Here is a 23,725-nt window from a genome sequence, read left to right on the forward strand (position 1 = left end):
TTAATTAGATGTTTTCTCCCGCAGCAGTTCCAGTTCCCGTTGCAACTCCGGCAATTTACGGAATACGGTCATGGCGCGCAGGTTCTGCTTATAATCGAAGGCAGGGGAGCCTTGTATGATTGTGCCTGACTCTTTCACTGATTTGGATACACCAGACTGTGCCCCGATGGTGGTTTTGTCGGCGATGCTGATGTGCCCTACAATGCCTACTTGACCTGCTACAACACAGTTATTACCGATCTTGGTAGACCCGGAGATACCCGTTTGGGAAGCGATAACTGTATGGGAACCGACTTCCACGTTGTGTGCAATCTGCACGAGGTTATCTATTTTTGTGCCTTTCCGGATAATGGTGGAGCCCATGGTGGCACAGTCAATCGTGGTATTGGCTCCGATCGAGATGTCGTCTTCGAGCACAACGTTCCCAATCTGAGGTATCGCTTTATAAGTGCCGTCAGGCTGAGGGGCAAACCCGAACCCATCGCTGCCTATTACGGCTCCTGCGTGAATGGTGCAGTTGCTTCCTACAACTGTATTGGCATATAACTTAGCGCCTGCAAAGACAGTGGTGTTGTCACCTATCTGTACATTGTCCCCGATGTATGCCTGCGGGAAAATGCGCACATTCTCGCCGATTTTACAATTGCTGCCAATATAAGAGAAGGCGCCACGGTAGTGGTTTTCGCCAACCTGGCTGTCTTTCCCCAAAAAGCTAGGTTCTTCTACGCCTGTTTTGGATGCGATAAGGGCGGCCTGGTAGTACTGCAACAGCGAAGAAAAGCTTGAGTAAGGATCGGCAACGCGAATCAGAGTGGCAGAAACAGTTTTTTTTAGCTCCAGCTTCTCAGATACAATAACAGCGCTCGCGTTGGTGGAATATAAGAATGCCTCGTATTTAGGGTTAGCTAAAAATGCAAGAGCGCCTGTGCCGGCTTCTTCTATTTTAGCTAAGGTGTTGACTTTCGCTGACTTGTCTCCTTCTACCGTGCCCTGCAGCAGGTCAGCTATCTGTTGAACAGTAAATTCCATTTTGTAAAATTAGAGCAAAAACTTAAAAAGGCTAATGCTTGAAGGGTGCAAACTTAACAAAAAAAGCTGCGCCCTTTACAGGTAGGAGTACTTTTATATGCTACAGGGTTGCAGGAGCAAACGATAAAATAACGACGTTACAGGCAGGCCCTCCAAACCAGTGTTTACATCTACCTGATTTCCTTTCAGCATAAAGCCTTAAACCAGAGGGCAAGCTTACAGCGTAGCCACCTCTTTCGGGTAGCACACGTAGTATTTCTCTACTTTCGTGCCCAGGGCCCGGATGCTGGGCAGGTCAGAGGCGTCGGCTACGTCTACTACGTACCCCGATTTGGTGAGCACGTTGATAGTCTGGCCCTCCACGTCGTAGGCATTATTGCCTATTTTGCCCGATATCATCAGGTATTTTACTGCTGCCTCGCTTACTCCAAACCTCTCCTGCACCAGTTCGCTTATTCCCAGCAGCATTTCCTCTTCGATTGGCCTGCTCGAGATAATGACTTTGAAGAGCCGGCGGCTCAGAATACTGTTCGACAGAAAAGAAAGCACTTTATCAGAGTGCGCAGCCCACAGCTTAATGCCGCCCCAGACGTCATGGTCGTCGAGGCTCACAAAGCGCTCCAGGATGGTGTTATCTTGCTTGAAGTCCTGCATGGAGAGGTCGGAAGCCAGGAAAAACTTCAGGTTAGGGCTGGCTGGCACGTCTACACCCTCCTGCATGAGCTCCCGGGCCCGCTGCACCACCCGTAGCACCATGTTTTCAGCGCTTATTACGGTTTTATGCAGGTACACCTGCCAGTACATCAGGCGGCGGCTTACCAGGAAGTTCTCGATGCTGTAAATGGCTTTTTCCTCCACCACCAGGTTGTCGTTGGCCACGTCCAGCATTTTAATAATGCGGTCGGCGCCAATTTTGCCCTCATACACACCGGTATAAAAGCTGTCCCGGTTCAGGTAGTCGAGGCGGTCTACATCCAGCTGGCTTGATACCAGCTGATGAAAGAACCTGCGTTCATAGTTGCCTTTAAATATATCAATGGCTAAACTCAATCTGCCGTCAAACGCCTCGTTCAGCATGTGCATAATGTGCAGCGAAAGGTCCTCGTGGTGCACATTTTTGAAAATTGCCGTCTCCAGCGCATGCGAAAAAGGACCGTGCCCTATATCATGCAGCAGGATGGCGATCAGTGAGGCCTCGACCTCTTTATCGTTAATTTCGTTATTTTTACTTTTTAACGTCTGCAGGGCCGTATCCATCAGGTGCATAGCACCCAGCGCATGATGAAAGCGGGTATGGAGCGCACCCGGATACACCATCTCCGTAAGGCCCAGTTGCTTGATGCGGCGCAGGCGCTGAAAGTAGGGGTGGTTGATGATGTCGAAAATAAGGTCGGAGGGAACGGTTATAAAGCCGTAGACAGGGTCGTTGAGTATTTTTTTCTTATTCACAAAACAGTAGGTCTAAAGTCGAATGTTATAAAGTTGGCATGGCTAATGCAGGAATGAATGCAGCTGTAACTTAGGGCTGGCATAATAAAGTGTACTGTACTAGTACATGCCGTTGCCGTTTTCGTACGTTCTAAGTATAAACATTTAACCATTCAACAATTTAGCCATCTAACAATCAACTAAATAAAACTATGCAAAGATACGATATTTTATGGGCTGATGATGAGATTGATTTGCTCAAGCCGCACATTCTGTTCCTGGAAGAACGCGGCTATAACATCACGCCTGTGAACAGTGGCACGGATGCCATCGAGGTATTTCAGGAGAGAGCGTTCGACATTGTGTTTCTCGATGAGAACATGCCCGGCATCAGCGGCCTCGAAACCCTGACAGAACTGAAGAATATCCGCCCAACGGTTCCGGTGATTATGATCACCAAAAGCGAGGAGGAGCATATAATGGAGGAAGCCATCGGATCCCGTATCACAGATTACCTTATAAAACCCCTCAACCCAAACCAGATTCTGCTGTCTGTAAAGAAAGTGCTGGATAACAAGCGGCTCGTATCAGAAAAGACAAATATGAGCTACCAGCGGGATTTCAGGCAGCTGGGCATGGCCTTTGGCGAGCGCCTGAGCCCGCAGGAGTGGGCCGATATCTACAAAAAGCTGGTGTACTGGGAGTTGGAGATAGACGAGACCGAGAACAAAAGCATGGCCGACGTCATCAACATGCAGAAAGATGAGGCCAACTCCAACTTCGCCAAGTTTATTATGGAGAACTACGAAGACTGGATAAACCAGGACTCAGACGATGCGCCGCTGATGTCGCACCAGCTGTTTAAGGAGCGGGTGTTCCCTATGTTAAAGCAGACGGACAGGCCGGTTTATTTTCTGCTGATCGACAACCTGCGCTATGACCAGTGGAAAGTGCTGGAGCCGCTCATTTCAGATTACTTCACCGTGGACCAGGAGGAGATGTTCTATTCCATTCTCCCTACTACTACAGCCTACGCCCGGAATGCCATTTTCTCGGGCATGTTGCCTACCGAAATTGCCAAAAAGTACCCCAACATGTGGGTGAGCGACGATGAGGAAGAAGGAAAGAACCTGCATGAGTCGGATTTTCTGGATATTCAGTTTCAGCAGAACCGCGTGACGGACAAGCACAGCTACCACAAAATCACAAACGTGGCGGCAGGGCGCGAACTGCTCAACAAGTTCAGCAACCTGGACAACAACAAGCTGAATGTTATTGTGTATAATTTCGTGGACATGCTTTCGCACGCGCGCACTGACAGTAACATGGTGCGGGAACTGGCGCCTGACGAGTCAGCCTACCGTTCCATCACGAAATCATGGTTTCTGCACTCGCCACTTTATGACACGCTGCGCATGATTGCCGAAAAGAAAGGTAAGCTCATCATCACTACTGACCACGGCACCATCCGTGTAAAGCGCCCTTTCAAGATTATCGGTGACCGCAACACGAACACGAACTTACGCTATAAGCACGGTAAAAACCTGGGCTACACCGATAAAGATGTGTTCACGGTACGTAAACCCGAACGATTTTTCTTGCCTAAAGCCAATGTTTCTACTACGTTTGTGTTCGCAATAGAGGATTATTTCTTTGCGTACCCTAATAACTATAATTACTACGTGAACTTCTATAAAGACACTTTCCAGCATGGGGGTGTGTCGCTGGAGGAGGTTATTATACCGTTTGTCACGCTTACGCCCAAGAATGTATAAAAAAGGAACCCATCAGGTAAAAATCCAGATGTCGTCGTTGGCTGACTTGCCAGCGGCGGCTTCTGTGCTTTTAGAGCAGGCTAAACAGGAATCAGTCATTTTGTTTGAAGGGCCGATGGGCGCCGGCAAAACAACGCTGATCAAAGAAATTTGTTCTCAGCTAGGTGTACAAGAGAACGTTAGCAGCCCTACCTTTGCCCTCGTAAATGAATATGAGGCCACAGGAGGGAACCTAATTTATCATTTTGATTTTTATAGGATAAATGAGGAGCGTGAGGCGCTGGATATAGGTGCTCTCGAATATTTTGAATCAGGCAGGTTGTGCCTGATTGAGTGGCCCTCGATGATACCAAATTTGTTGCCAGAGCATTATTTGCTAGTAGCGCTGCAACCTGCTGCTGATGGCGAGGTGCGCACCATGACCATAAATAGAGTATAGTATGACGGATAAGTTCGCCGTAGCATTAGAGAAGTTAGCTACCAACCAGGCTCTTTACCCAAAAGAGTCGATGCTGGCAATAGAAGAGAGGCGCCGCAGCTTATTTATCGGCATTCCCAAAGAATCGTCGTTTCAGGAGAACAGGATAGGACTTACCCCGGATGCCGTGAAACAACTCACAGACCAGGGCCATCGCATCTGGGTGGAAACAGGGGCCGGAAGCCCCTCCAAATACTCAGACCATGATTACTCCGAGGCAGGTGCCAAAATTGTCTACTCTACCCAGGAGGTGTACGAGGCGAATATCATCCTGAAGATTGCCCCTCCTACCTATGACGAAATAGAGTACCTGCGCCCAGCCCAGACACTTATCTCTGCGCTCCAGTTCGGTAACCTCACAGCCGATTACATCAATGCGCTGCTGAGCAAAAAAATCAACGCTATTTCTTTTGAACTGATTCGTGATAAGTCGGATGCCAAGCCTGTGGTGCGTGCCATGAGCGAGATTGCGGGCAGCACCGTAATGCTGGTGGCGGCGGAGTACCTGAGCAGCAGCAATGATGGTAAGGGTGTTATTCTGGGAGGAATCACAGGAGTGCCACCCAGCAAGGTGGTGATATTAGGGGCCGGTACGGTGGCGGAGCACGCTGCACGCGCTGCCTTTGGCCTGGGGGCCGAAGTAAAGGTATTCGACAACCACATTTATAAACTGCGCCGCCTGAAGCAGAACGTGGGCACACAGCTTTTCACCTCTACTTTGGATAAGGCAGTGCTTTACCACGAAATAAAGCAGGCCGATGTGGTGATTGGCGCCCTGGTAGCGGAAGAGGGACAGGTTACTAATATGGTAGAGGAAAGCATTATTGCGCAGATGAACCCAGGTTCTGTTATCATAGATGTCTGTATCGACCAGGGAGGTTGTTTCGAAACTTCCGAGCTAACATCTCATTCCCGCCCGATTTACCGCAAGTATGACATTATCCATTATTGCGTTCCCAACATCCCATCCAGAGTGCCGCGTACGGCTTCTCAGGCGTTGAGCAATATATTTACCCCCATTTTCACAGAGTTCTCGAAGTATGGCGGCATCAATGAGGTGCTGTTCACAAACGAGCACTACCGCAGCGGTGTCTACATTTATAAGGGTAGCCTGACGAACGGCCACATCGCCAAGAGATTTGGGATGCGCTATAAGGAACTAGGGCTGATGATTGCGGTAAGAAACTAAAAGACCTAAAATCAGAAATATTTGCTGGCCACATGCCTACCATAACAGGTAAGCATGTGGCCATTTTCTTTAAGGAAGCTTTACATTACCCACCTAAGTTCTGGCTCCTGCCAAACAAGCCGCAGAACAGGGAGTTAGCTGCTTTAGGCTAATAAATAGTTCTGCTGAGGATTTTTTGTCAGGTTACTGTGTAGAAAGGCGTTTCAACAGACAAAGTAACAAAACCCAATCAAAGGGAGTAATAAGTGAAGGTGTTTGATTAGGTGGGGAGTGGTACAGTAAAAAGAGGGAACACATGACCACTGCTCCCATGATAATGAAACCAAGAGGCATCTGTTTTGCCTCTTTTGCTATTGTATTCTGTTTCAACCTGTAAAAGCAATGTGCAGCGATTTTACAGAATTAGAAAGAACAGGAAACTGATATCAAAAGAATAACAACCCGGAGTGCGTTAACTATGTGACAAGCTTAAAACATAGAAATTGAAATTTGCCGCTTTTGCCCTGAACTACGCTGAAAACAAACTGCTTTACATCTTTTTTAGAAGAATTGCGTCTAATTGTTCTAATTAATTCGCCCTTATACACCAAAACTATAATGAGAATTAGTGTTTATTGCATTATACTGTTGTTTCTGTCTACTTCCTGTAGCGTTCTAAGAACAAGAAACATCGTTTATTTCAGTGACTTACCTAAAGATAAACCTGTTATCACAGAAAAAATAAAGCAGGATAAAGGACCGGTGATCAAACCTGAGGATTTGCTGAGTATTACTGTCATGACGCTTAACCCCGAGTCTAATATGCTCTTCAACACAGGTGTCCTTCAGCCTGTTGGTAACAACTCTGGCGTGAGGCAACAACAGCAGGGAGGTAACGACGCCGCCCAGGGCTATCTGGTGGATGATCAGGGGTTTATCGAGTTTCCGGTTTTAGGCAGGATAAAATTAGCCGGTTTAACCCGTGAGGAAGCCAACAATAAATTAACAGCCGAACTTCGGAAATATTTGGAGGAGCCAATCGTTAAAGTGAGGTACATGAATTTTAGGGTGACGGTAATCGGTGAAGTCAGCAGCCCTACGGTGATAACCGCCATGGATGACAACCTGAATGTAATAGAAGCACTTGGCATGGTAGGAGACATGACCCTCTATGGCAAAAGGGAGGATGTGCTTGTGATTCGGGAGGAGAATGGCATTAGGACGATGGCGCGGTTAAACCTGAATGATAGCAAGGTTTTTGACTCTCCCTATTTTAACCTGCATCAAAATGATGTGCTTTATGTAGAGCCGGACAAGGCCAAAGTGGCCGGTACGGGCTTTATCAGGCGTAACTGGGGGTTTGCAGTCGGTCTTTTGTCAACGGCACTGCTGATCTTTACCCGCTAGGCTGATATTTATCAATTAAATACAACACTTAATTTAAAATAGGACTACTACGTATGTCTGAATCTGAATTCGAATTCTCGGAAAACGAATCTGAGCCAATTAATATCAAAAACATCTTATCTAAATACCTGCGCTACTGGTATTTATTTGTATTAAGCATTCTTCTGTTTTTAGCGGCGGCATATCTCTATGTGCGTTACACCACCCCTCTGTATAGTATCAGCAGTACACTTCTTGTAAAAGACGACAAACAAGGGCCCTCCATGGCTTTGAACGACCTGGGGGTATTCCAGACAACCCAAAGCATTGAAGATGAAATCATTATACTCAAATCCAAGAGTTTGATGGAAAGGGCGCTGGCAGAGTTGTCATTAAATGCCACTTATTATGTAGAGGGAAGGGTAAAAAGCGTTGAGGTGTACGGGGAAGACCTTCCGCTTAGAGTGTTGACCAGTAAACTGGACTCAGCGGCCTTCGGGAAAGTGCTGACCATGCATATAAAGGATAACAACACATTTGAGCTGGAAGACAATACGGGGCGGGATTTGTACCAGTTTGGTCAGGAAATCAGAAAGCCCTATGGCACTTTCACTGTTGTGGCACCTCCCAGAAAGTCACGCAGTGAGAAAACGGTAACCGTTATGCTGCACGATATCCGGAAGCTGGCAGGCCAGTACAATAATAAACTCAATGTCTCTCCTTACGGAAACAGCGGACGTGTGCTGCTGTTGAGTTTAACAGATGCGGTGCCGGAAAAAGGGAAAGACATCATCAACAAGGTAACAGAAGTTTATGGCAAGGAAATAGTTGATGACAAAAGGGTGCTGGCCTCCAGCACCATCGACTTCATAGACGATCGGCTTGCCTACCTGACAGATGAACTGTCGGAGGTGGAGAAGGATGTGGAAAGCTATAAACGGGCGAATGCCGTAACAGACGTATCGACTGCCGGTGGCTTATATGTTGCTAACCAGGATGCCTACAGCAAGCGGCTGGCAGATCTGGCAATTGAGATTGATGTACTGCAGTCTATAGAGTCTTACCTGAGAAACGATGAGAACCGGCTGGAGTTAGTCCCTACCTCTCTCAGCATCAGTGACCCAACTTTGTCTGGTTTAATAGGAAACTTCAACCAGTTGCAACTGGAGCGTAACCGCCTTCTTCAGACTGTGAAGCCGGGCAACCCGGTTTTAGTCAACGTGAATGATCAGTTGGATAACCTGAGAACGAATATCCTGGAAAATATACAGAATATCAGCAGGGGGCTGGAAATTTCCCAGCAGAACCTGCAGGCGCGTGCCGCTGAATCCAGGTCCAAGATTCAGCAGGTGCCTACCATGGAGCGGGAGCTCCTGGAAATTAACAGGGAGCAAAGCATTAAAACCAATGTATACCTGTACCTCCTGCATAAGCGGGAGGAGGCGGCCATATCGCTTGCTGCCACAGTGTCTAACTCCCGTGTGATAGATCCTGCTACGGCATCAGGGCCGGTGCATCCTCAAACAAACATGGTATACCTGTTTGCCCTACTGGCAGGCCTGGCAGTACCATTTGCCGGTATCACCATCAAGAACTTACTGAATGATAAAGTTGAGCAGACCCGGGATGTGGAACAGGCTACTGCTACGCCTATACTGGGAGAGCTGAACAACAGCGGTACCTATGAAACACTTGTTGTAACACATGACAGCAGAAGCCCGATTGCAGAGCAGTTCAGGCTAATCCGTTCTAATCTGCAGTTTGCCACTGCCGGTAAAGAAAACAAGGTTATCCTGGTTACATCGAGCATGAGCGGGGAGGGGAAAACATTTTTTAGCGTGAACCTGGCAGCCAGCCTGGTGCTCACTGGAAAGAAGGTAGTAGTAGTAGGCTTCGACCTCAGGAGGCCCGCCCTGACAGATCGGCTTGGCTTGCCAAATGAAGTAGGTATTACCAATTACCTGATGTCAGAGACGATGGCGGTAGAAGAGATTTTACAGCCAATGCCAGCGCTACCGGGGCTGTCTGTTGTAGGAGTGGGGCCGATTCCGCCTAACCCGGGAGAGTTTATCATGCTGCCCCAGGTGGGAAATTTAATCCAGGAACTGAAGGAACGATTCGACTTTGTTATCATAGACACGGCACCGGTGGGGCAGGTGGCGGATGCCTTGGCCTTGACCCCTTACACTGATTCGTGTATCTACATGGTGCGTTATAATTATACGAGCAAATCTCAGATTGCTATTGTGGATGATTTGTATAAGAGCAAAAAAGTGAAGCACCCGATGGTGGTACTCAATGATGCCGATAAGGCGAACGGCAGCTATGGCTACGGGTATGGCTATGGGTACGGCTACGGCGAGGAGAAAAAGCCGAGCTGGCGGAAGAAGTTTGCCAATATGTCTTTATGGTAAAATAGTTATATACTCTAGATAACTGTTTGTAATTTAGTGCCTCTTAAATAGGTGAGAGTACAGTTATCTGAAAAATATAAATTTTTAATAAGGAATGTCGTTAGGGAAAACCGAAACAGAGAATATTACCATAGCAGTTATTGGCCTTGGGTATGTTGGCTTACCGCTTGCCGTAGAATTTGCAAAGAAATATAAAACGTTTGGCTTCGATATAAATGCGCAGCGCGTTGAAGAACTGAAAAAAGGCCACGACCAGACACTGGAGGTGTCGGAGGAGGAGCTTCAGAAGGTTATAACAAACGATAGCGCTGCCGATAAGGGATTACGCTGCACAAATCAGTTGGAGCTGATTGAAGCAGCAAATTTTTATATTATCACGGTTCCTACTCCGGTGGATAAACACAACCGGCCTGACCTCACCCCGTTGTACAAAGCCAGCGAAACAGTAGGAAAGGTGCTGAAGCGCGGCGATATCGTCGTGTATGAGTCTACAGTTTATCCTGGCGTAACAGAGGAGGAATGTGTGCCCGTGCTGGAGAAAGTGTCCGGGCTGAAATTTAACGTTGACTTTTTTGCCGGTTATTCCCCGGAGCGCATCAACCCCGGAGACAAAGAGCATACAGTAGCTAAAATTCTCAAAATAACGTCTGGTTCTACGCCGGAAGCAGCAGAAAAAGTTGATAAATTATACAACTCTGTGATTGTTGCCGGCACGCACAAAGCAACTTCTATTAAGGTAGCAGAGGCCGCTAAAGTAATCGAAAATGCGCAGCGAGATATAAACATTGCTTTCGTAAATGAGCTTGCCAAAATATTTAACCGCCTGAACATCGATACCGACGAGGTGCTGCAGGCAGCAGGTACCAAATGGAACTTCCTCAAATTTAAACCAGGGCTTGTAGGTGGCCATTGTATCGGTGTAGACCCTTATTATTTGGCACAGAAGGCGCAGGAGGTAGGCTACCACCCGGAAATCATTCTGGCAGGCCGCCGTCTGAACGACGGGATGGGTGAGTACGTGGCACACGAAGTGATTAAACTGATGGTAAAAAAGGATATTCCTGTTAAAGGGGCTAAAATCCTGGTGCTGGGTATTACATTCAAAGAAAACTGCCCGGATGTGCGCAACACCAAAGTAGTGGATATTTTACGCACGCTTAAAGAATACCAGACAAATATCACCATCTACGACCCATGGGCAGAACCTGCTGAGGTAAAACATGAGTATGGCTGGGATTCGGTAAAAGAGTTAGGCAGCGTAACTGCTTGTGATGCCATTGTGCTGGCTGTGTCGCACAACGAGTTTAAAGACCTGGACCTGAAGAAGCTCTGCAAGTCCAACGCTGTTATTTATGACGTAAAAGGCGCCTTGCCGAAAACTGTGGCTGACGCAAGGCTGTAGGATGTTGAGTTGGTTTAGGTTTGGTTTAGAACGTTTAGCTATACGAACTCCTCTAAACCAAACCTGAATTTCCTCTAAACCACTAACATAAACTAAAACATTTAAAAGTGTACGAAACAAAATATCACTCTGAAGATCTAAGCAAGTTTACATTTCTCGTAACAGGTGGTGCCGGTTTTATTGGTTCTAACCTGGTTGAATACCTGCTGAAATACGGGGCGAAGAAAGTACGGGTGCTCGACAACCTGGCTACCGGTTCTCAGGAAAATGTTGAATCCTTCAAAGACAATCCTGCTTTCGAAATTTTAGAAGGAGATATACGGGACCTGCAGACCTGCCGGAAAGCTTTAGAGGGAATAGATTTTGTTTCGCACCAAGCCGCCTTGGGTTCAGTGCCACGTTCTATCAATGACCCAATCACCAGTAACGAGGTAAACATCAGTGGTTTCCTGAACATGCTGGTGGCTGCCCGCGATGCAGGTGTAAAGCGGATGGTCTATGCTGCCAGTTCCAGCACCTACGGCGATCACCCCGGCCTGCCGAAAGTGGAAGATGAGATTGGAAATCCGCTGTCGCCTTATGCGGTGACCAAGTATGTAAATGAGCTGTATGCCAGTGTATTTTCGAAGACATACGATTTCCATACCATAGGCCTGCGCTACTTCAACGTGTTTGGGCCGAAGCAGAACCCGCAAGGCCCTTATGCGGCTGTTATTCCCTTGTTCATTGAGGCGGCACTCCGCAAAGAGGCTCCTTATATAAATGGTGACGGCGAAACCAGCCGTGATTTTACGTTTGTAGAGAATGCCGTTCAGGCAAATGTAAGAGCCATGCTTGCCTCGGAAATTAAGCAACACGAAGTTGTTAACATTGCTTTTGGCGAACGCACCACTTTAAACCAGCTCTGGGATAAGATCTGTGACATTGCAGACGTGAGCATCCGGCCTCAATACCGGGAGGAGCGCAAAGGTGATGTAAAGCATAGCTTAGCGAACATCTCCAAAGCAAAAGAACTCATCGGGTATGATCCCGAATACTCAGCGCTGCAGGGTTTACAGATAGCTGTGGGCTGGTACGCAGGAAGATAGTTTTTTCCTGGCAGGCAGCTCCAGGCGCAGCGTATTTGCTCCCATTCCATTATTTGAATAAGTACCCTCTACAGGAAAAGAGCAGTGTTTCTTTTGCCTGTTGAAGGCATAAAGCTGTCGTACTGAGCGTTAAAAGCCGCTGCCTGCTTTTGCTTAATTCGGACCCAGCTTCTTTCAACGCTCCTGTAGCTACTCCTTGTCTTTCTTTCAATGCTATTACGCTTCTGAGAGGAGGCTTGTAAGCATATCTTTAAGTTACCTTACTCATAGTGCAGAACATGCTTGGCATGCTCTTCCTTTGCCTCTTTAGCGCATAAACTACTACATAGTGGTAGTGCTCTAACTCAAAATCTGCAGCACGAAGTGAACTGTTTGCTCTCTTTGGGTTGAGCGTCCTGTAATTAAGGCGGTGCAGAACGCAGGGAGGCAGCCTGTAGCGGAGCTAAAGAAGAGCCACACCTGCCTAAGACGATGCCTCTCTTGTGAGGGAACCTACCCCATCCTGGAGAGCACAGGCAGGAGCTGTAGAAAAGGCCGTTAGGGAGTTATTGTAACAGCTGCTGCTACGGCAGCTTAGGCAAAACCTCTTGAAAACATTCACTGTGTGAAAAGCTTTAGAAAAGAGGGATGAGCAGGAGAGCACTACTATTGAAATTTACCTGCCTGCAGAAAGTTAAACCGAGTCAACAAATGCCCGTGCAGTTACCAGCCAGTAAAGTCAAAACTTTTGGACAGAAGGAGCAGTATCCTTTGAAATAGTTACCTGCTAATATATTTCGTGAAGTAATTTTTTTATGAGCATTAAAGTTTCAGTCGTCATTCCAACATACAACCGGGGAGATCTAATAAGTGAAACATTAGATTCCATCAAGTCTCAAACGCTAACTGACTGGGAGTGTATCATAGTGGATGATGGGTCGGAGGATGCAACAGAAGAGATTGTAGAAAGATACACCGACGCTGACACCCGGTTCAGATACATAAAGCGCCCCCCGGACAGGCGCAAAGGAGGTAACTCCTGCAGAAACATAGGTTTGGAGGCTGCAAAAGGAGAGTTTATCCAATTCCTGGATTCTGATGACTTACTGGCACCGAATAAATTTGAGGCGCAGGTGCAGGCGCTAAACCAGGCAGCTACGGATGCCGTGGCAACCTGCAAATGGGGCCGTTTCAGAACATCCCATGACCGCTTTAGTGCAAAGCCCAACGAACCAACCTACATCAGTTCCGAAGGCCCGTTAAAGCTACTTGACGTTTTCGGGAAACACAGTATCTGGTTTCCCCCACACGTGTACCTCACGAGGAGAAGCGTCATCGAAAAGGCAGGTCCTTGGAACGAGGACTTGAAGATGAACCAGGACGGGGAGTTTTTTGCCCGGGTGCTGTTGTGTGCCTCGCAAATAGTTTTTGTGCCTGCCACAGAAGTGTATTACAGGCATCATACCGGTAACAACACCAGTTCCTGGAATAAGGAAGACAGGGTAAGGAGTGTGATTGAAAGCTGGAGATTGGTGGATTCTGCTATTGAGCGGAAACTGGGAATCCGGAATCACTCCTACGTAAAGCAAGCCAGGAACATGATATATGATAAGATCAAAGACAGGTTTCCGGGAGTTGTCAGTGACAATCAGGATTTCTTTGACCTGAAGCGCTCAAAGCTGGAAGATCTCTCAGTAAAAGTAAACTCACGGCTGCAGTTGCTGTATCTGAAAAAGGTGAAGCCCTGAACCGTAATTGCAAGCAGCAAGCAGATGAGGCGCTTGTGTCGCTTTAAAGTATTCAGTCTATAAAATCCATCGTGATTTCTTAAAGCAGAAAGCAGGATACTAGTGCAGTTTTATGTACATCTTGTTTTAGAACTTTTGTTTTATAATACATTAAGTAGCAGGGGTTTTAAGGGCCAGAGGGTAAAAATGATGTGCAAAGCTGTGCGTAATAATATAACCTTACTAATATAAGCCCACGTAAGCGGAGGTACATGAACAACCTGTTGTTTCAGCTCAGGAGCTAGAGGAGGAAGAGCACATGAAAAGCGCTTCGCCTTCTGCAGACAGGATACATGACTATAAGTAGCAGTTCCTGCTTACCAGTGCTTTTAACAGCTACTGCTTAGGCACGAAGATATCTGTCACCTATTTTACTGATTTGTCGGCGGTCATACTGTTTAACTGAAACACTGCCGTACGCTGCCCTATAACAAGGTTGTTTATCGGGGCAGCCAGGAAGTAATACGCTGCGTCTACTAAGGCTGAATGAGAGGGAGGCGGGTTGTACAGCGTAGGAACAGGGGCCACAGAACGCTGCTATCAGGTTCCGGAGGATAAATGTAACCAGCAAATCATATGCATAAACTGTACAACTGTATTATTCTATCTACAAAGTCAGCAGGCTCCAGTGCGCTGCAGAAATTCCTGGTGAAGGACTTTGGTTTTCAGATGACGACACACGCACGCCACCACGAGAACGAAACCCTCTTTTGGACCAAAGTGGCTTCCATCCTGGGGCTCCCGCAGCAGAAAATGCACAGAAGCAAGGTTCCATTCACAAACACAAAAGCCCTTGAAAGCCTGAAGCAGTTTTGTGAGGAAGGCAACCTAGGAACACTCACACCTGAAAATGCCACAAAGGAACACCTGTTTGACCTTTACACCCGGCTGGTACAACAACATCAGCCCCGTTTTGTGGAAAAGAGCCCGCATCACCTTTATAATAAAAGTAACCTGGACCTGATAAGAGAATATATTTCCCTGCAACAGAAAGACATGGACTTTAAAGTGATAGGCCTGGTGCGCCATCCACTTTCGGTTATCTACTCCGGCTGGGACAGGTGGCGGTTTGATTGCAGGCAGTTTGAAAAAGAGTGGTACCTGTCAAACAAAAACCTGCTTGAATATAAAGAGGAACTGAACATAGAGCTGGTGCGCTATGAAGACTTGGTGGCTGAAAACGGGGCTTTCATGCAGGAGAAATTAGGCCTGGAGCGAGTGTCAGATAATTTCCATTTTAGAAGCTCTTCTCTCTATAAGTGGAAAACAGATGACAAGTTCGGTCATGAGTTGCGTGCCGAGACAATTGCGCTTGCTGAATCTTTTGGCTACAGCGATTTTGACACCTCTACTGATAAGCTGGCCTGGAAAATAAAAGATTTTTCCACGTTTGCTGGTGTTGAACTGAAGCGGATGCTACGCTAGCCGTAAAAGCATTTTGCAGCTGCCTACGTGCACCACCCTGCCAAAACATCATTAGCCAATAAAGCCAGCGATATGAAGAACAGGTGATCAGGGTTTTATAAGTAAGAGGAATCTTCAGCGACTGGTTTTTCATGTTTAACCTCTCGCGAGAGAGTACCTAACTGTATTGAATAAAAATGGATTTAAGTCAACTTATATCTTCAGCTGCCATAGAGGCAGGAGTCAAGATATTGGAAATATATGAACAGGAGTTTGCTGTAGAATACAAATCAGATGAATCGCCTCTTACCATGGCCGATAAAAAGGCACATGAGGTGATAGCAGCACACCTTGAAAAAACACCGTATCCCATATTAAGCGAAGAAGGCAGCCAGATTGCTTACGAGGAAAGAAAGAACTGGCCTGCTTACTGGCTTATTGACCCACTGGATGGCACAAAAGAATTTGTGAAGCGCAATGGGGAGTTCACAGTAAATATAGCTCTTATAAAAGCCGGGGTTCCTGTGCTGGGAGTGGTGTATGCCCCAGTAAAGCAGTGGCTCTATATAGGCGCATCGGGAGAGGGCGCCAGGAAACTGGAGCTAAAGGAACACAAACTCCCGGATAACTGGAAGGAGGCAGGAGATAGCCTGCCATTAAAAATAAACGAGGGGCGGAAGTACACGGTAGTAGGAAGCCGTTCGCACAGATCAGAGGAGACAGAGGCGTTTGTTGCGAAGTTGCAGGAAGAGCATGGCGAGGTAGCGTTTGTGTCGATGGGCAGCTCGCTGAAGCTCTGCCTGGTGGCAGAGGGGGTGGCCGACATTTACCCGCGCCTGGCACCTACCATGGAGTGGGACACCGCAGCCGGGGATGCCATTGCGCGCAGTGTGGGCTGTAGCGTGGTGCAGTATCATACGGATGCCCCCCTGCAGTACAACAAGGAAAACCTGTTGAACCCCTGGTTTGTAGTGAAGCGTTAATGGTTGATCTGCCGATCGAAAAATGGGTTACAATTGCAGTGCTGGTTTGGTGCGTGGCAGGTTTGCTGCTGGATACAATGCGCCCGGCACTGGTCTTTATCAGCGGCATTATTGTGCTGATGCTGGCAAAGGTGGTACAGCCAGCCGATTTCCTGCAAAGTCTGAGTAATGAGTCCATTATTACCATATTCCTGCTCATATTCATTACCGCAGGCATCAAGAACCACTTCAACCTCATCGGTTTTCTGAACAGGCTGTTCCGTTCAGCGAAGAGTCCCAGGGCCTTTATGGTTCGCATGACAGCCGGTGTGTCTGTGCTCTCCTCTGTAATCAATAACACGCCTGTTGTCGCCTTAATGATTCCGTATGTGTACCAGTGGTCGAAGCGGCATAAGGTGGCACCTTCCAAGCTGCTGATCCCGCTCTCCTTTGCAGCTATTATTGGAGGAATGATGACGGTGATAGGTACCTCTACCAACCTGGTTCTGAATGGATTCATTCTTTCCAGGGAGCCTGAAGGCCTGGGCTTTCTGGATTTCTTTGTGCCGGGAGTGCTGGTTACAGCCGTAGGACTTACTTTTTTAGCCACTGTTGGCTATAAGCTGTTACCGTCCCGGATAAACCCACTGGACGAATTTAAAACCAATGCCCGTGAATATCTCGTAGAAACGCTTATTGAAGAAGGATCTGTACTGGCTGGTAAGAGCATTGCCGAAGCCAACCTTCGGAACCTGGAGGGGATCTACCTTTTTGAGATAGTTAGAAAAGGGAAGGGCATCAGCCCGGTTACGCCAGGGGAGGTGCTGCAGGTAGGCGACCACCTGTATTTTGCAGGTGATACTGAAAAAGTAGTGGAGCTTTTGCAGCAGGACAACGGTCTGCAGATACCGCACTCAGGCAAACTGGGTATTGCCAAGCATGTGAACCTGGTGGAGACGGTAGTGCCGAGAAACAGTGACCTGATAGGGCGCACGTTAAAGCAAAGCCAGTTCAGGGCTAAACATGACGCTGCGGTGGTGGCAGTGCACCGGAATGGAGAGAACCTGACAGGTAAGATTGGGGCTATTGTGCTGGAACCCGGTGATTTACTTCTGCTGTCAGCAGGCCAGAAATTTCTTTCTCGTAACAAAAACAACAAAGATTTGTACACTGTATCAGTAGTGTCAAGAACAAATGGCACTGCTACCTGGAAAAAAGCAGTTTTTGGAATTGGCGCTTTGTTGGCGCTGGGGTTGATGATAGCAGGCTTCTTCAGCCTGTTTTTTAGTATTTTCCTGGTGAGTGTGCTCATGGCCGTTACCGGTCTCCTGCGGGTGGATGAAATAAAGAAACTCCTCGACCTGGAACTGCTTGTAGTGCTGGCGAGTGCCTTAACGCTGAGCAAAGCGTTGATTGATACAGGAATAGCAAATGAAATAGCAACCTTATTTATTGCATTCTTTCAGGATTTTGGAAAGTATGGAGTGTTGATTGGATTGTTCAGCGTCACGGTTTTGCTGACCTCCTTCTTAACCAATGTGGCTGCAGTCTCCATTGCTTTCCCAATTGCGTATTCTCTTAGCCATGACATGGGCTTCGACCCAATGGGTTTTTACGTTGCGATTGCCTTTGGGGCATCTGCCAGTTTTTTAACTCCGGTTGGGTACCAGACGAACCTCATGATCTATGGTCCAGGGTCTTATAAGTCATCTGATTTCCTGAAGATAGGTGTGCCATTCACCCTATTGTACTCTATAACATGTATTACCTACATCATACTTATGTACTTCTAAAACTATGAGTGAAAAGCTACACATTATACCACACAAGCACCGGATAAACAGGAAGCTGCGAAACAAGATGAAAGGACACCGTTCTATGGTCATTTGGTTTACCGGTTTTTCCGGCAGCGGTAAATCTACCCTTGCCAATGCCCTTGAGGAATACCTTTATGAGCATGGGTATCACACGTTTGTACTGGACGGTGATAATGTGCGCAAAGGGCTCAACAGTGACCTTGACTTTTCAGATGAATCTCGCAAAGAAAACATTCGCAGAATAGGGGAGGTAACAAAGCTGATGGCAGATGCTGGCCTTGTGGTGATGTCGGCTTTTATTTCGCCTTTTAAAGAAGACAGGGAGCGTGTAAGGGAAATAGCAGGTGAGGGCAACTTTGTTGAGGTGTTTGTAGACTGCCCGGTGGAGGTGTGTGAACAGCGGGATACGAAGGGACTTTATGCCAAGGCACGCAAGGGGGAAATCAGCAACTTTACGGGTATCAGTGCTCCGTTCGAGGCTCCCGAAGATCCTGCCATTCACATTCAATCAGATAAGGAACCGCTTGATGTATCCGTACAAAAGCTTATTTCTTACATCGTACCTAAATTGAACCTACCAAATGAGTAATTATTCATTAAGTCATTTAAAAGAGTTAGAGGCAGAGGCCATATATGTTATCCGGGAGGTAGTGGCGCAGTTCGAGTGGCCAGCCATTCTGTTTTCCGGCGGTAAAGACTCCATCGTAGTCACCCACCTGGCCCGCAAAGCTTTTTTTCCGGCCAAAATCCCCATGCCGCTCGTGCACATCGATACCGGCCACAACTTCCCTGAAACCATTGCCTTTCGCGATAACCTGGTGAAGGAACTGGGTGTGCAGCTTATAGTAGGGTCGGTGCAGGAGTCGATAGACAAGGGGCTGGTGAAAGAGGAAAACGGAAAAAATGCCAGCCGCAATGCCCTGCAGACAGCCACTCTGCTGGATACCATCGAGAAGCATCATATTGATGCAGCCATTGGTGGGGCACGGCGCGACGAAGAAAAGTCAAGAGCCAAAGAGCGCTTTTTCTCCCACCGCGACGATTTCGGGCAATGGGACCCCAAGAACCAGCGGCCGGAGTTGTGGAACCTGTTTAACGGCAGAAAGAACATGGGCGAGCACTTCAGGGTATTCCCGATCAGCAACTGGACGGAGATGGACATCTGGCAGTACATCCTGACGGAGAACCTGGACATTCCTTCGCTCTATTTTGCGCACCAGCGGGATGTTATTTTCCGAGACAATACCTGGCTGCCTGTGTCGGAGTACATCCGCCTGCGCGACGAGGAAGAAGTGGTGCGCAAGCACATCCGCTTCAGAACGCTGGGCGATATCACCATTACCGGTGGCGTGGAGTCTGATGCCGATACCTTAGATAAAATCATTCTGGAAGTAGCCGCTACGCGCCACACAGAGCGCGGCAACAGGGCCGACGACAAGCGTTCCGAAACATCGATGGAGGACAGAAAGAAACAGGGCTACTTCTAAACAAGCAAGAAACTATGCAACTATTAAGATTTACGACTGCCGGAAGTGTGGATGATGGAAAAAGCACCCTTATCGGCCGGTTACTCTTCGATTCAAAATCCATCTTCGAAGACCAGATGGAGGCTGTTAAAAAGTCGAGCGAGAAAAAAGGGCTGGACCACGTGGACCTGTCTTTGTTTACAGACGGCCTGAAAGACGAGCGGGAGCAGGGTATTACCATTGATGTGGCCTACCGCTATTTCGCCACCCCAAAACGCAAGTTTATTATAGCCGATACGCCGGGGCACATACAGTACACCCGCAACATGGTAACCGGTGCTTCCACGGCTAACCTGGCCCTTATCCTGCTGGATGCCCGCAATGGCGTAGTGGAGCAGACCTGCCGCCACTCTTTTATTGCCACGCTCCTGCAGATTCCGCACGTGGTGGTGTGCATCAACAAGATGGACCTGGTAGATTACTCCGAGGAACGCTTTGACGAGATTGTGGAGCAGTATACCGAATTTGCCGCGAAGCTGAATGTAAAGGACGTCCGGTTTGTGCCCATCAGCGCGCTGCACGGCGACAATGTGGTGAACCGTTCCGAGAAGATGAGCTGGTACCAGGGCGAAACGCTGCTGCACATGCTGGAGACCATCCACATCGGCAACGACAAGAACCTCATCGACTGCCGTTTCCCGGTGCAGACGGTTATCCGACCGCACAACGACGAGTACCACGACTACCGGGGCTATGCCGGCCGCGTGGCAGGAGGCGTTTTTAAACCCGGCGACAAAGTGCTGGTGATGCCATCTGGCTTCAGCAGCACCATCAAAAGCATCGACACCTACGATGGACCGGTGCAGGAAGCGTTCCCACCCATGTCGGTGAGCATGACTTTGGAGGACGACATCGACATCAGCCGTGGCGATATGATTGTGCGGGAAAACAACCAGCCAAAAGTTATTCAGGACCTGGATGTGATGCTGTGCTGGCTGAACGAGCAGGGCCCTGCGATGCGCGGAAAATACATCCTGCGCCACACTACCAACGAGGTGCGCACCATGATAAAGGAGGTGCTTTATAAAGTTGATATCAATACGCTGCACCGCATAGAAGACGAGAAGGAAATAAAGATGAACGAGATTAGCCGGGTGCGCCTGCGGACAACAAAGCCGCTGCTGGCCGATGCCTATAACCGCAACCGCCAGACCGGCAGCATCATCTTAATAGACGAAACAACAAACGAAACAGTAGCGGCTGGTATGATTCTGTAAACCTGTCACCGATAAGATGAACAAGCTGGAGCTAAATAAGAAGATTGTCACCTACCATAAAATAGGTGCGCAGCATCAACTGGCTGAGCACTTTGAGATTTATCAGGGAAAGGACATCCTGGTGACGGTGGACGATGGCGACATTTCATTTTATCAGCACATGTTCCCGCTGCTTAAAAAGTATAACATGCCCGCCATCCTGTTCATTATTACAGGGTTGATAGATACTAAGGTGCCTTTCTGGTGGGATGAAATGGTGTACCTGCTGGGAGCCGAAGAAGGAGAGAAAAAGGTATGGGAAGTGAAAAAATGGCCCAACCATAAACGGCTGGCGTATATACAGCAGCTTCGGGATAACTCAAATAAGCCCTCGCTGGAGCAGGTGCAGCTAACGACGGCGCAGCTACTGGAGATGCAGGCGGCCGGCATTACCATTGCCAATCACTCGCACACGCACCCCATGTTCGACCAATGCACGGAAGAAGAGCTGCGGGAGGAATTTCGGAAATCCAGGGAGTTTTTTGAGGAGCGGCAGCTGAAGGGGTATGACCTCTTTGCTTACCCGAATGGTAACCACAGCCCTTTAACAGAGAAGATGGCAAAAGAAGCAGGAATAAAGGCTGCTTTCCTGTTCGACCATAAGCTCCCGGGCAAAGACTTTAACTCTTACCGCATATCGCGGTTAAGCGTAACAGACACAACCAGTGCAGGCAAGCTGCGCTTTATACTAAGTGGATGGCACACAAAGCTGTTGCCCCTCCGCAAGAAGATACATACTATTCTAAATGGCAGATAAACCAATTTTTCACCGCCTTGTCGGGCGCTTCAGAAAGAACAAGGCATTCATGTCTTTTCTCGACATGACGGGGAGCGACATCCAGAACAAGAAATGGGTGTTTGTCATCGGCTGTTATAATTCAGGCACAACATTGTTAGAGCAAGTGCTTTCCACGCACCCGGCCATGAGCTCGCTGCTCGACGAAGGCGTGGTACTCACAGATAAACTCCTGCGGCCAGAGGATTTTGCCTGGCGCCGTATGTGGCATGCGTGTGAGGAGGAGATGAAAATAGATGAAAAAGAGGCCCCGGAAGTAGCCAGGAGAGTGAAAAGGCACTGGTCCCATTTCTATGATTTAAAGAAGCCGGTGTTACTTGAGAAGTCTATTGCCAACACCACCCGCATCGATTTCTTTAACCGCTATTTTAAAAATGTGTACTTCATCCATCTCGTCAGGAACGGGTATGCTGTAGCGGAGGGAATACACCGCAAAGCTGCCATTATGCCGGGAAATCCGATGTTTGGGAAAGAAGACCGCTATCCGCTGGAGCTATGTGCGCAGCAGTGGGCCCGAAGCCTTGAACTAGTAGAGCAGACGAAAGCAAAGGCCGATAACTTCTATGAGATTACGTACGAAGAATTCACGGACGAGCCGGATGCGGTGCTGCGGGAAATAACAGATTTTATAGGGGTCGAACCCTTCGGGAACAGCTTCAAGAACGAAGTTTTTTCTGTTCACAATGTGGAGAGCAGCATCCGGAACATGAACGAGAAGAGCCTGCGAACACTCTCTAACGATGATATCAATCTTATAAATAAAGCTGCTCTCCCTTATTTAGAACAATACGGTTACCTGATTAAGGCATGAAGATACTTTTTGTACAGGATAGCCTTGGTACTGGTGGAGCAGAGCGTTCGAATGCGAACCTGTGGTACTACCTGCGGTCGCAGGGCGTGGACCTGACAATTGTAGTGCTGGAGCACCGGAAAGAAGGCATTGAGCAGGAGATTTTAGGAGAAGGCTTTCCCGTAATATTCTTGAAGGGAGAAGGCTTGCTGCGCAACAGCAGGGAGATTGCGGCTATCATCAGGGCCTATAAGCCTACAGTGGTCCATTCTACCCTGATAAGGTCGAACCTGCGCGTCAGGCTGGCAAAACTGTTTGCCTCCTTCTATCATGTAGAAAGCTTGGTGAACTGCACCTATGATCCCATCCGGTTAAAGGACCCGCGGGTAAGCAAAGCAGGTTTTTACCTGTATAAATATATTGATTACTTTTCCCGGTTCAGGGGGGTAGACCATTCCATTGCGATTACGCACGAGGTAGAGAATCACTACCAGCGTGAGTTGGGCGTGCCCCGGGAGCGGTTGTCGGTTATATACCGTGGCCGGAGTGGAAATAGCCACTTGGGCACAAGCACGGTGAGCCGGTTGAAGTTCAGCGCAGAACTGGGCATCCGCCAGGACAAGGTGTGGCTGATACATGTGGGCAGGCAGGAATTTCAGAAAGGACATATCTACCTGCTGAAAGCCCTGCAGCAGATGCATGCTGAACACCCTGCTGTCTGGGGCAAAATCGAAGTTTTGTTCTGCGGGAGAAAGGGCAATGCTTCTGCTGATATAGACGCTTTCCTGGAGAAACACCCTGCGCTTACACCTGGCTTACATTGGCTGGGCCACAGGCACGATGTGCCGGAGTTGTTGGCTGCTTCCGATGTTTTTGTGTTCCCTTCTTTATATGAAGGTTTGGGTGGCTCTCTTATTGAAGCACAGGCCGCAGCGCTTCCGGTGGTGTGCTCCGACATACCAGTGTTTTATGAGGTGGTAAACGAAAATGAGAATGCCCTGATGTTTCCGGTTGCCAATGCGGCCGCCCTGTCGGAGCAGCTTGTGAAGCTGGTGAATAATGCCCGCCTGCGGGAAAGCATGAGTGAGAAAAGCCTGAAGCATTTTAACCAGAAGTTCAGGCTGGAGAAAATCAATGAGGAGACGCTTGAATTTTACAGGAAAGTAAGGATGTAAAGTTCCTGCTGCTCAAGAAGTATCAGGCGTCTGTATAAGATTTAAGGCTGCTGTTTGATGGCTGA

Annotated in this window: 19 protein-coding genes; 17 read left to right on the forward strand and 2 right to left on the reverse strand. The window is 48.1% G+C overall.

What is annotated here, in order from left to right; genetic code table 11:
* Together lpxD and ACYVB1_RS12560 are read right to left on the reverse strand one after the other, a co-directional pair.
* The gene (gene lpxD / locus ACYVB1_RS12555; RefSeq protein WP_460924017.1) at positions 1-1,029 is read right to left on the reverse strand and encodes a UDP-3-O-(3-hydroxymyristoyl)glucosamine N-acyltransferase; all 1,029 of its coding nucleotides are present in this window, start codon (positions 1,027-1,029) and stop codon (positions 1-3) included.
* Positions 1,030-1,245: 216 nt separating this feature from the next.
* Entirely contained in the window at positions 1,246-2,478 is a 1,233-nt protein-coding gene (locus ACYVB1_RS12560) for an HD domain-containing protein (protein ID WP_460924018.1), read from the reverse strand.
* A 191-nt stretch (positions 2,479-2,669) separates the two neighbouring features.
* On the opposite strand from ACYVB1_RS12560, the gene porX reads away from it, so the two are divergent.
* The 17 genes from porX (at position 2,670) to ACYVB1_RS12645 (ending at position 23,660) form a co-directional block, all read left to right on the forward strand.
* Entirely contained in the window at positions 2,670-4,232 is a 1,563-nt protein-coding gene (gene porX, locus ACYVB1_RS12565; RefSeq protein ID WP_460924019.1) for a T9SS response regulator signal transducer PorX, read from the forward strand.
* The gene (gene tsaE / locus ACYVB1_RS12570) at positions 4,225-4,671 is read left to right on the forward strand and encodes a tRNA (adenosine(37)-N6)-threonylcarbamoyltransferase complex ATPase subunit type 1 TsaE (RefSeq protein WP_460924020.1); all 447 of its coding nucleotides are present in this window, start codon (positions 4,225-4,227) and stop codon (positions 4,669-4,671) included. The genes porX and tsaE overlap by 8 nt, the downstream gene beginning before the upstream one ends.
* Before the next feature lies 1 nt (position 4,672).
* Positions 4,673-5,899, forward strand: a complete 1,227-nt coding sequence (locus ACYVB1_RS12575; RefSeq protein ID WP_460924022.1) for an alanine dehydrogenase — start codon at positions 4,673-4,675, stop codon at positions 5,897-5,899.
* Positions 5,900-6,640: 741 nt separating this feature from the next.
* Positions 6,641-7,285 (forward strand): polysaccharide biosynthesis/export family protein, encoded by a 645-nt coding sequence (locus ACYVB1_RS12580; RefSeq protein ID WP_460924023.1) that lies wholly within the window; start codon positions 6,641-6,643, stop codon positions 7,283-7,285.
* Positions 7,286-7,338: 53 nt separating this feature from the next.
* A complete protein-coding gene (locus ACYVB1_RS12585) occupies positions 7,339-9,678 on the forward strand; it encodes a GumC family protein (RefSeq protein ID WP_460924024.1) in 2,340 nt (779 codons plus the stop codon).
* 94 nt (positions 9,679-9,772) lie between these two features.
* Positions 9,773-11,080 (forward strand): nucleotide sugar dehydrogenase, encoded by a 1,308-nt coding sequence (locus tag ACYVB1_RS12590; RefSeq protein ID WP_460924025.1) that lies wholly within the window; start codon positions 9,773-9,775, stop codon positions 11,078-11,080.
* Between the two features lie 107 nt (positions 11,081-11,187).
* Positions 11,188-12,168, forward strand: coding sequence for an SDR family oxidoreductase (locus ACYVB1_RS12595; protein ID WP_460924027.1), 981 nt, complete (start codon positions 11,188-11,190; stop codon positions 12,166-12,168).
* A 794-nt stretch (positions 12,169-12,962) separates the two neighbouring features.
* Positions 12,963-13,895, forward strand: coding sequence for a glycosyltransferase family 2 protein (locus tag ACYVB1_RS12600; RefSeq protein WP_460924028.1), 933 nt, complete (start codon positions 12,963-12,965; stop codon positions 13,893-13,895).
* A 615-nt stretch (positions 13,896-14,510) separates the two neighbouring features.
* Entirely contained in the window at positions 14,511-15,359 is an 849-nt protein-coding gene (locus ACYVB1_RS12605) for a hypothetical protein (RefSeq protein WP_460924029.1), read from the forward strand.
* Between the two features lie 176 nt (positions 15,360-15,535).
* Positions 15,536-16,321 carry a 3'(2'),5'-bisphosphate nucleotidase CysQ gene (gene cysQ / locus ACYVB1_RS12610; protein WP_460924031.1) on the forward strand — a complete coding sequence of 262 codons (786 nt, stop codon included), beginning with the start codon at positions 15,536-15,538 and terminating at the stop codon, positions 16,319-16,321.
* Positions 16,321-18,093, forward strand: a complete 1,773-nt coding sequence (locus ACYVB1_RS12615; RefSeq protein WP_460924032.1) for an SLC13 family permease — start codon at positions 16,321-16,323, stop codon at positions 18,091-18,093. The genes cysQ and ACYVB1_RS12615 overlap by 1 nt, the downstream gene beginning before the upstream one ends.
* 4 nt (positions 18,094-18,097) lie before the next feature.
* The gene (cysC, locus tag ACYVB1_RS12620; RefSeq protein ID WP_460924034.1) at positions 18,098-18,706 is read left to right on the forward strand and encodes an adenylyl-sulfate kinase; all 609 of its coding nucleotides are present in this window, start codon (positions 18,098-18,100) and stop codon (positions 18,704-18,706) included.
* Entirely contained in the window at positions 18,699-19,604 is a 906-nt protein-coding gene (cysD, locus tag ACYVB1_RS12625) for a sulfate adenylyltransferase subunit CysD (protein WP_460924035.1), read from the forward strand. The genes cysC and cysD overlap by 8 nt, the downstream gene beginning before the upstream one ends.
* 14 nt (positions 19,605-19,618) lie before the next feature.
* On the forward strand, positions 19,619-20,860 hold the full coding sequence (cysN, locus tag ACYVB1_RS12630; RefSeq protein ID WP_460924037.1) for a sulfate adenylyltransferase subunit CysN: 1,242 nt from the start codon (positions 19,619-19,621) through the stop codon (positions 20,858-20,860).
* Between the two features lie 16 nt (positions 20,861-20,876).
* Positions 20,877-21,656 carry a polysaccharide deacetylase family protein gene (locus tag ACYVB1_RS12635; RefSeq protein WP_460924039.1) on the forward strand — a complete coding sequence of 260 codons (780 nt, stop codon included), beginning with the start codon at positions 20,877-20,879 and terminating at the stop codon, positions 21,654-21,656.
* Complete coding sequence (locus tag ACYVB1_RS12640; RefSeq protein WP_460924041.1) at positions 21,646-22,506, forward strand: sulfotransferase family protein; 861 nt, start codon at positions 21,646-21,648, stop codon at positions 22,504-22,506. Before ACYVB1_RS12635 ends, ACYVB1_RS12640 begins: the two co-directional genes overlap by 11 nt.
* Positions 22,503-23,660 (forward strand): glycosyltransferase family 4 protein, encoded by a 1,158-nt coding sequence (locus ACYVB1_RS12645; RefSeq protein ID WP_460924043.1) that lies wholly within the window; start codon positions 22,503-22,505, stop codon positions 23,658-23,660. Before ACYVB1_RS12640 ends, ACYVB1_RS12645 begins: the two co-directional genes overlap by 4 nt.
* Positions 23,661-23,725: the final 65 nt, after the last annotated feature.

It is taken from the genome of Pontibacter brevis (assembly GCF_054779655.1).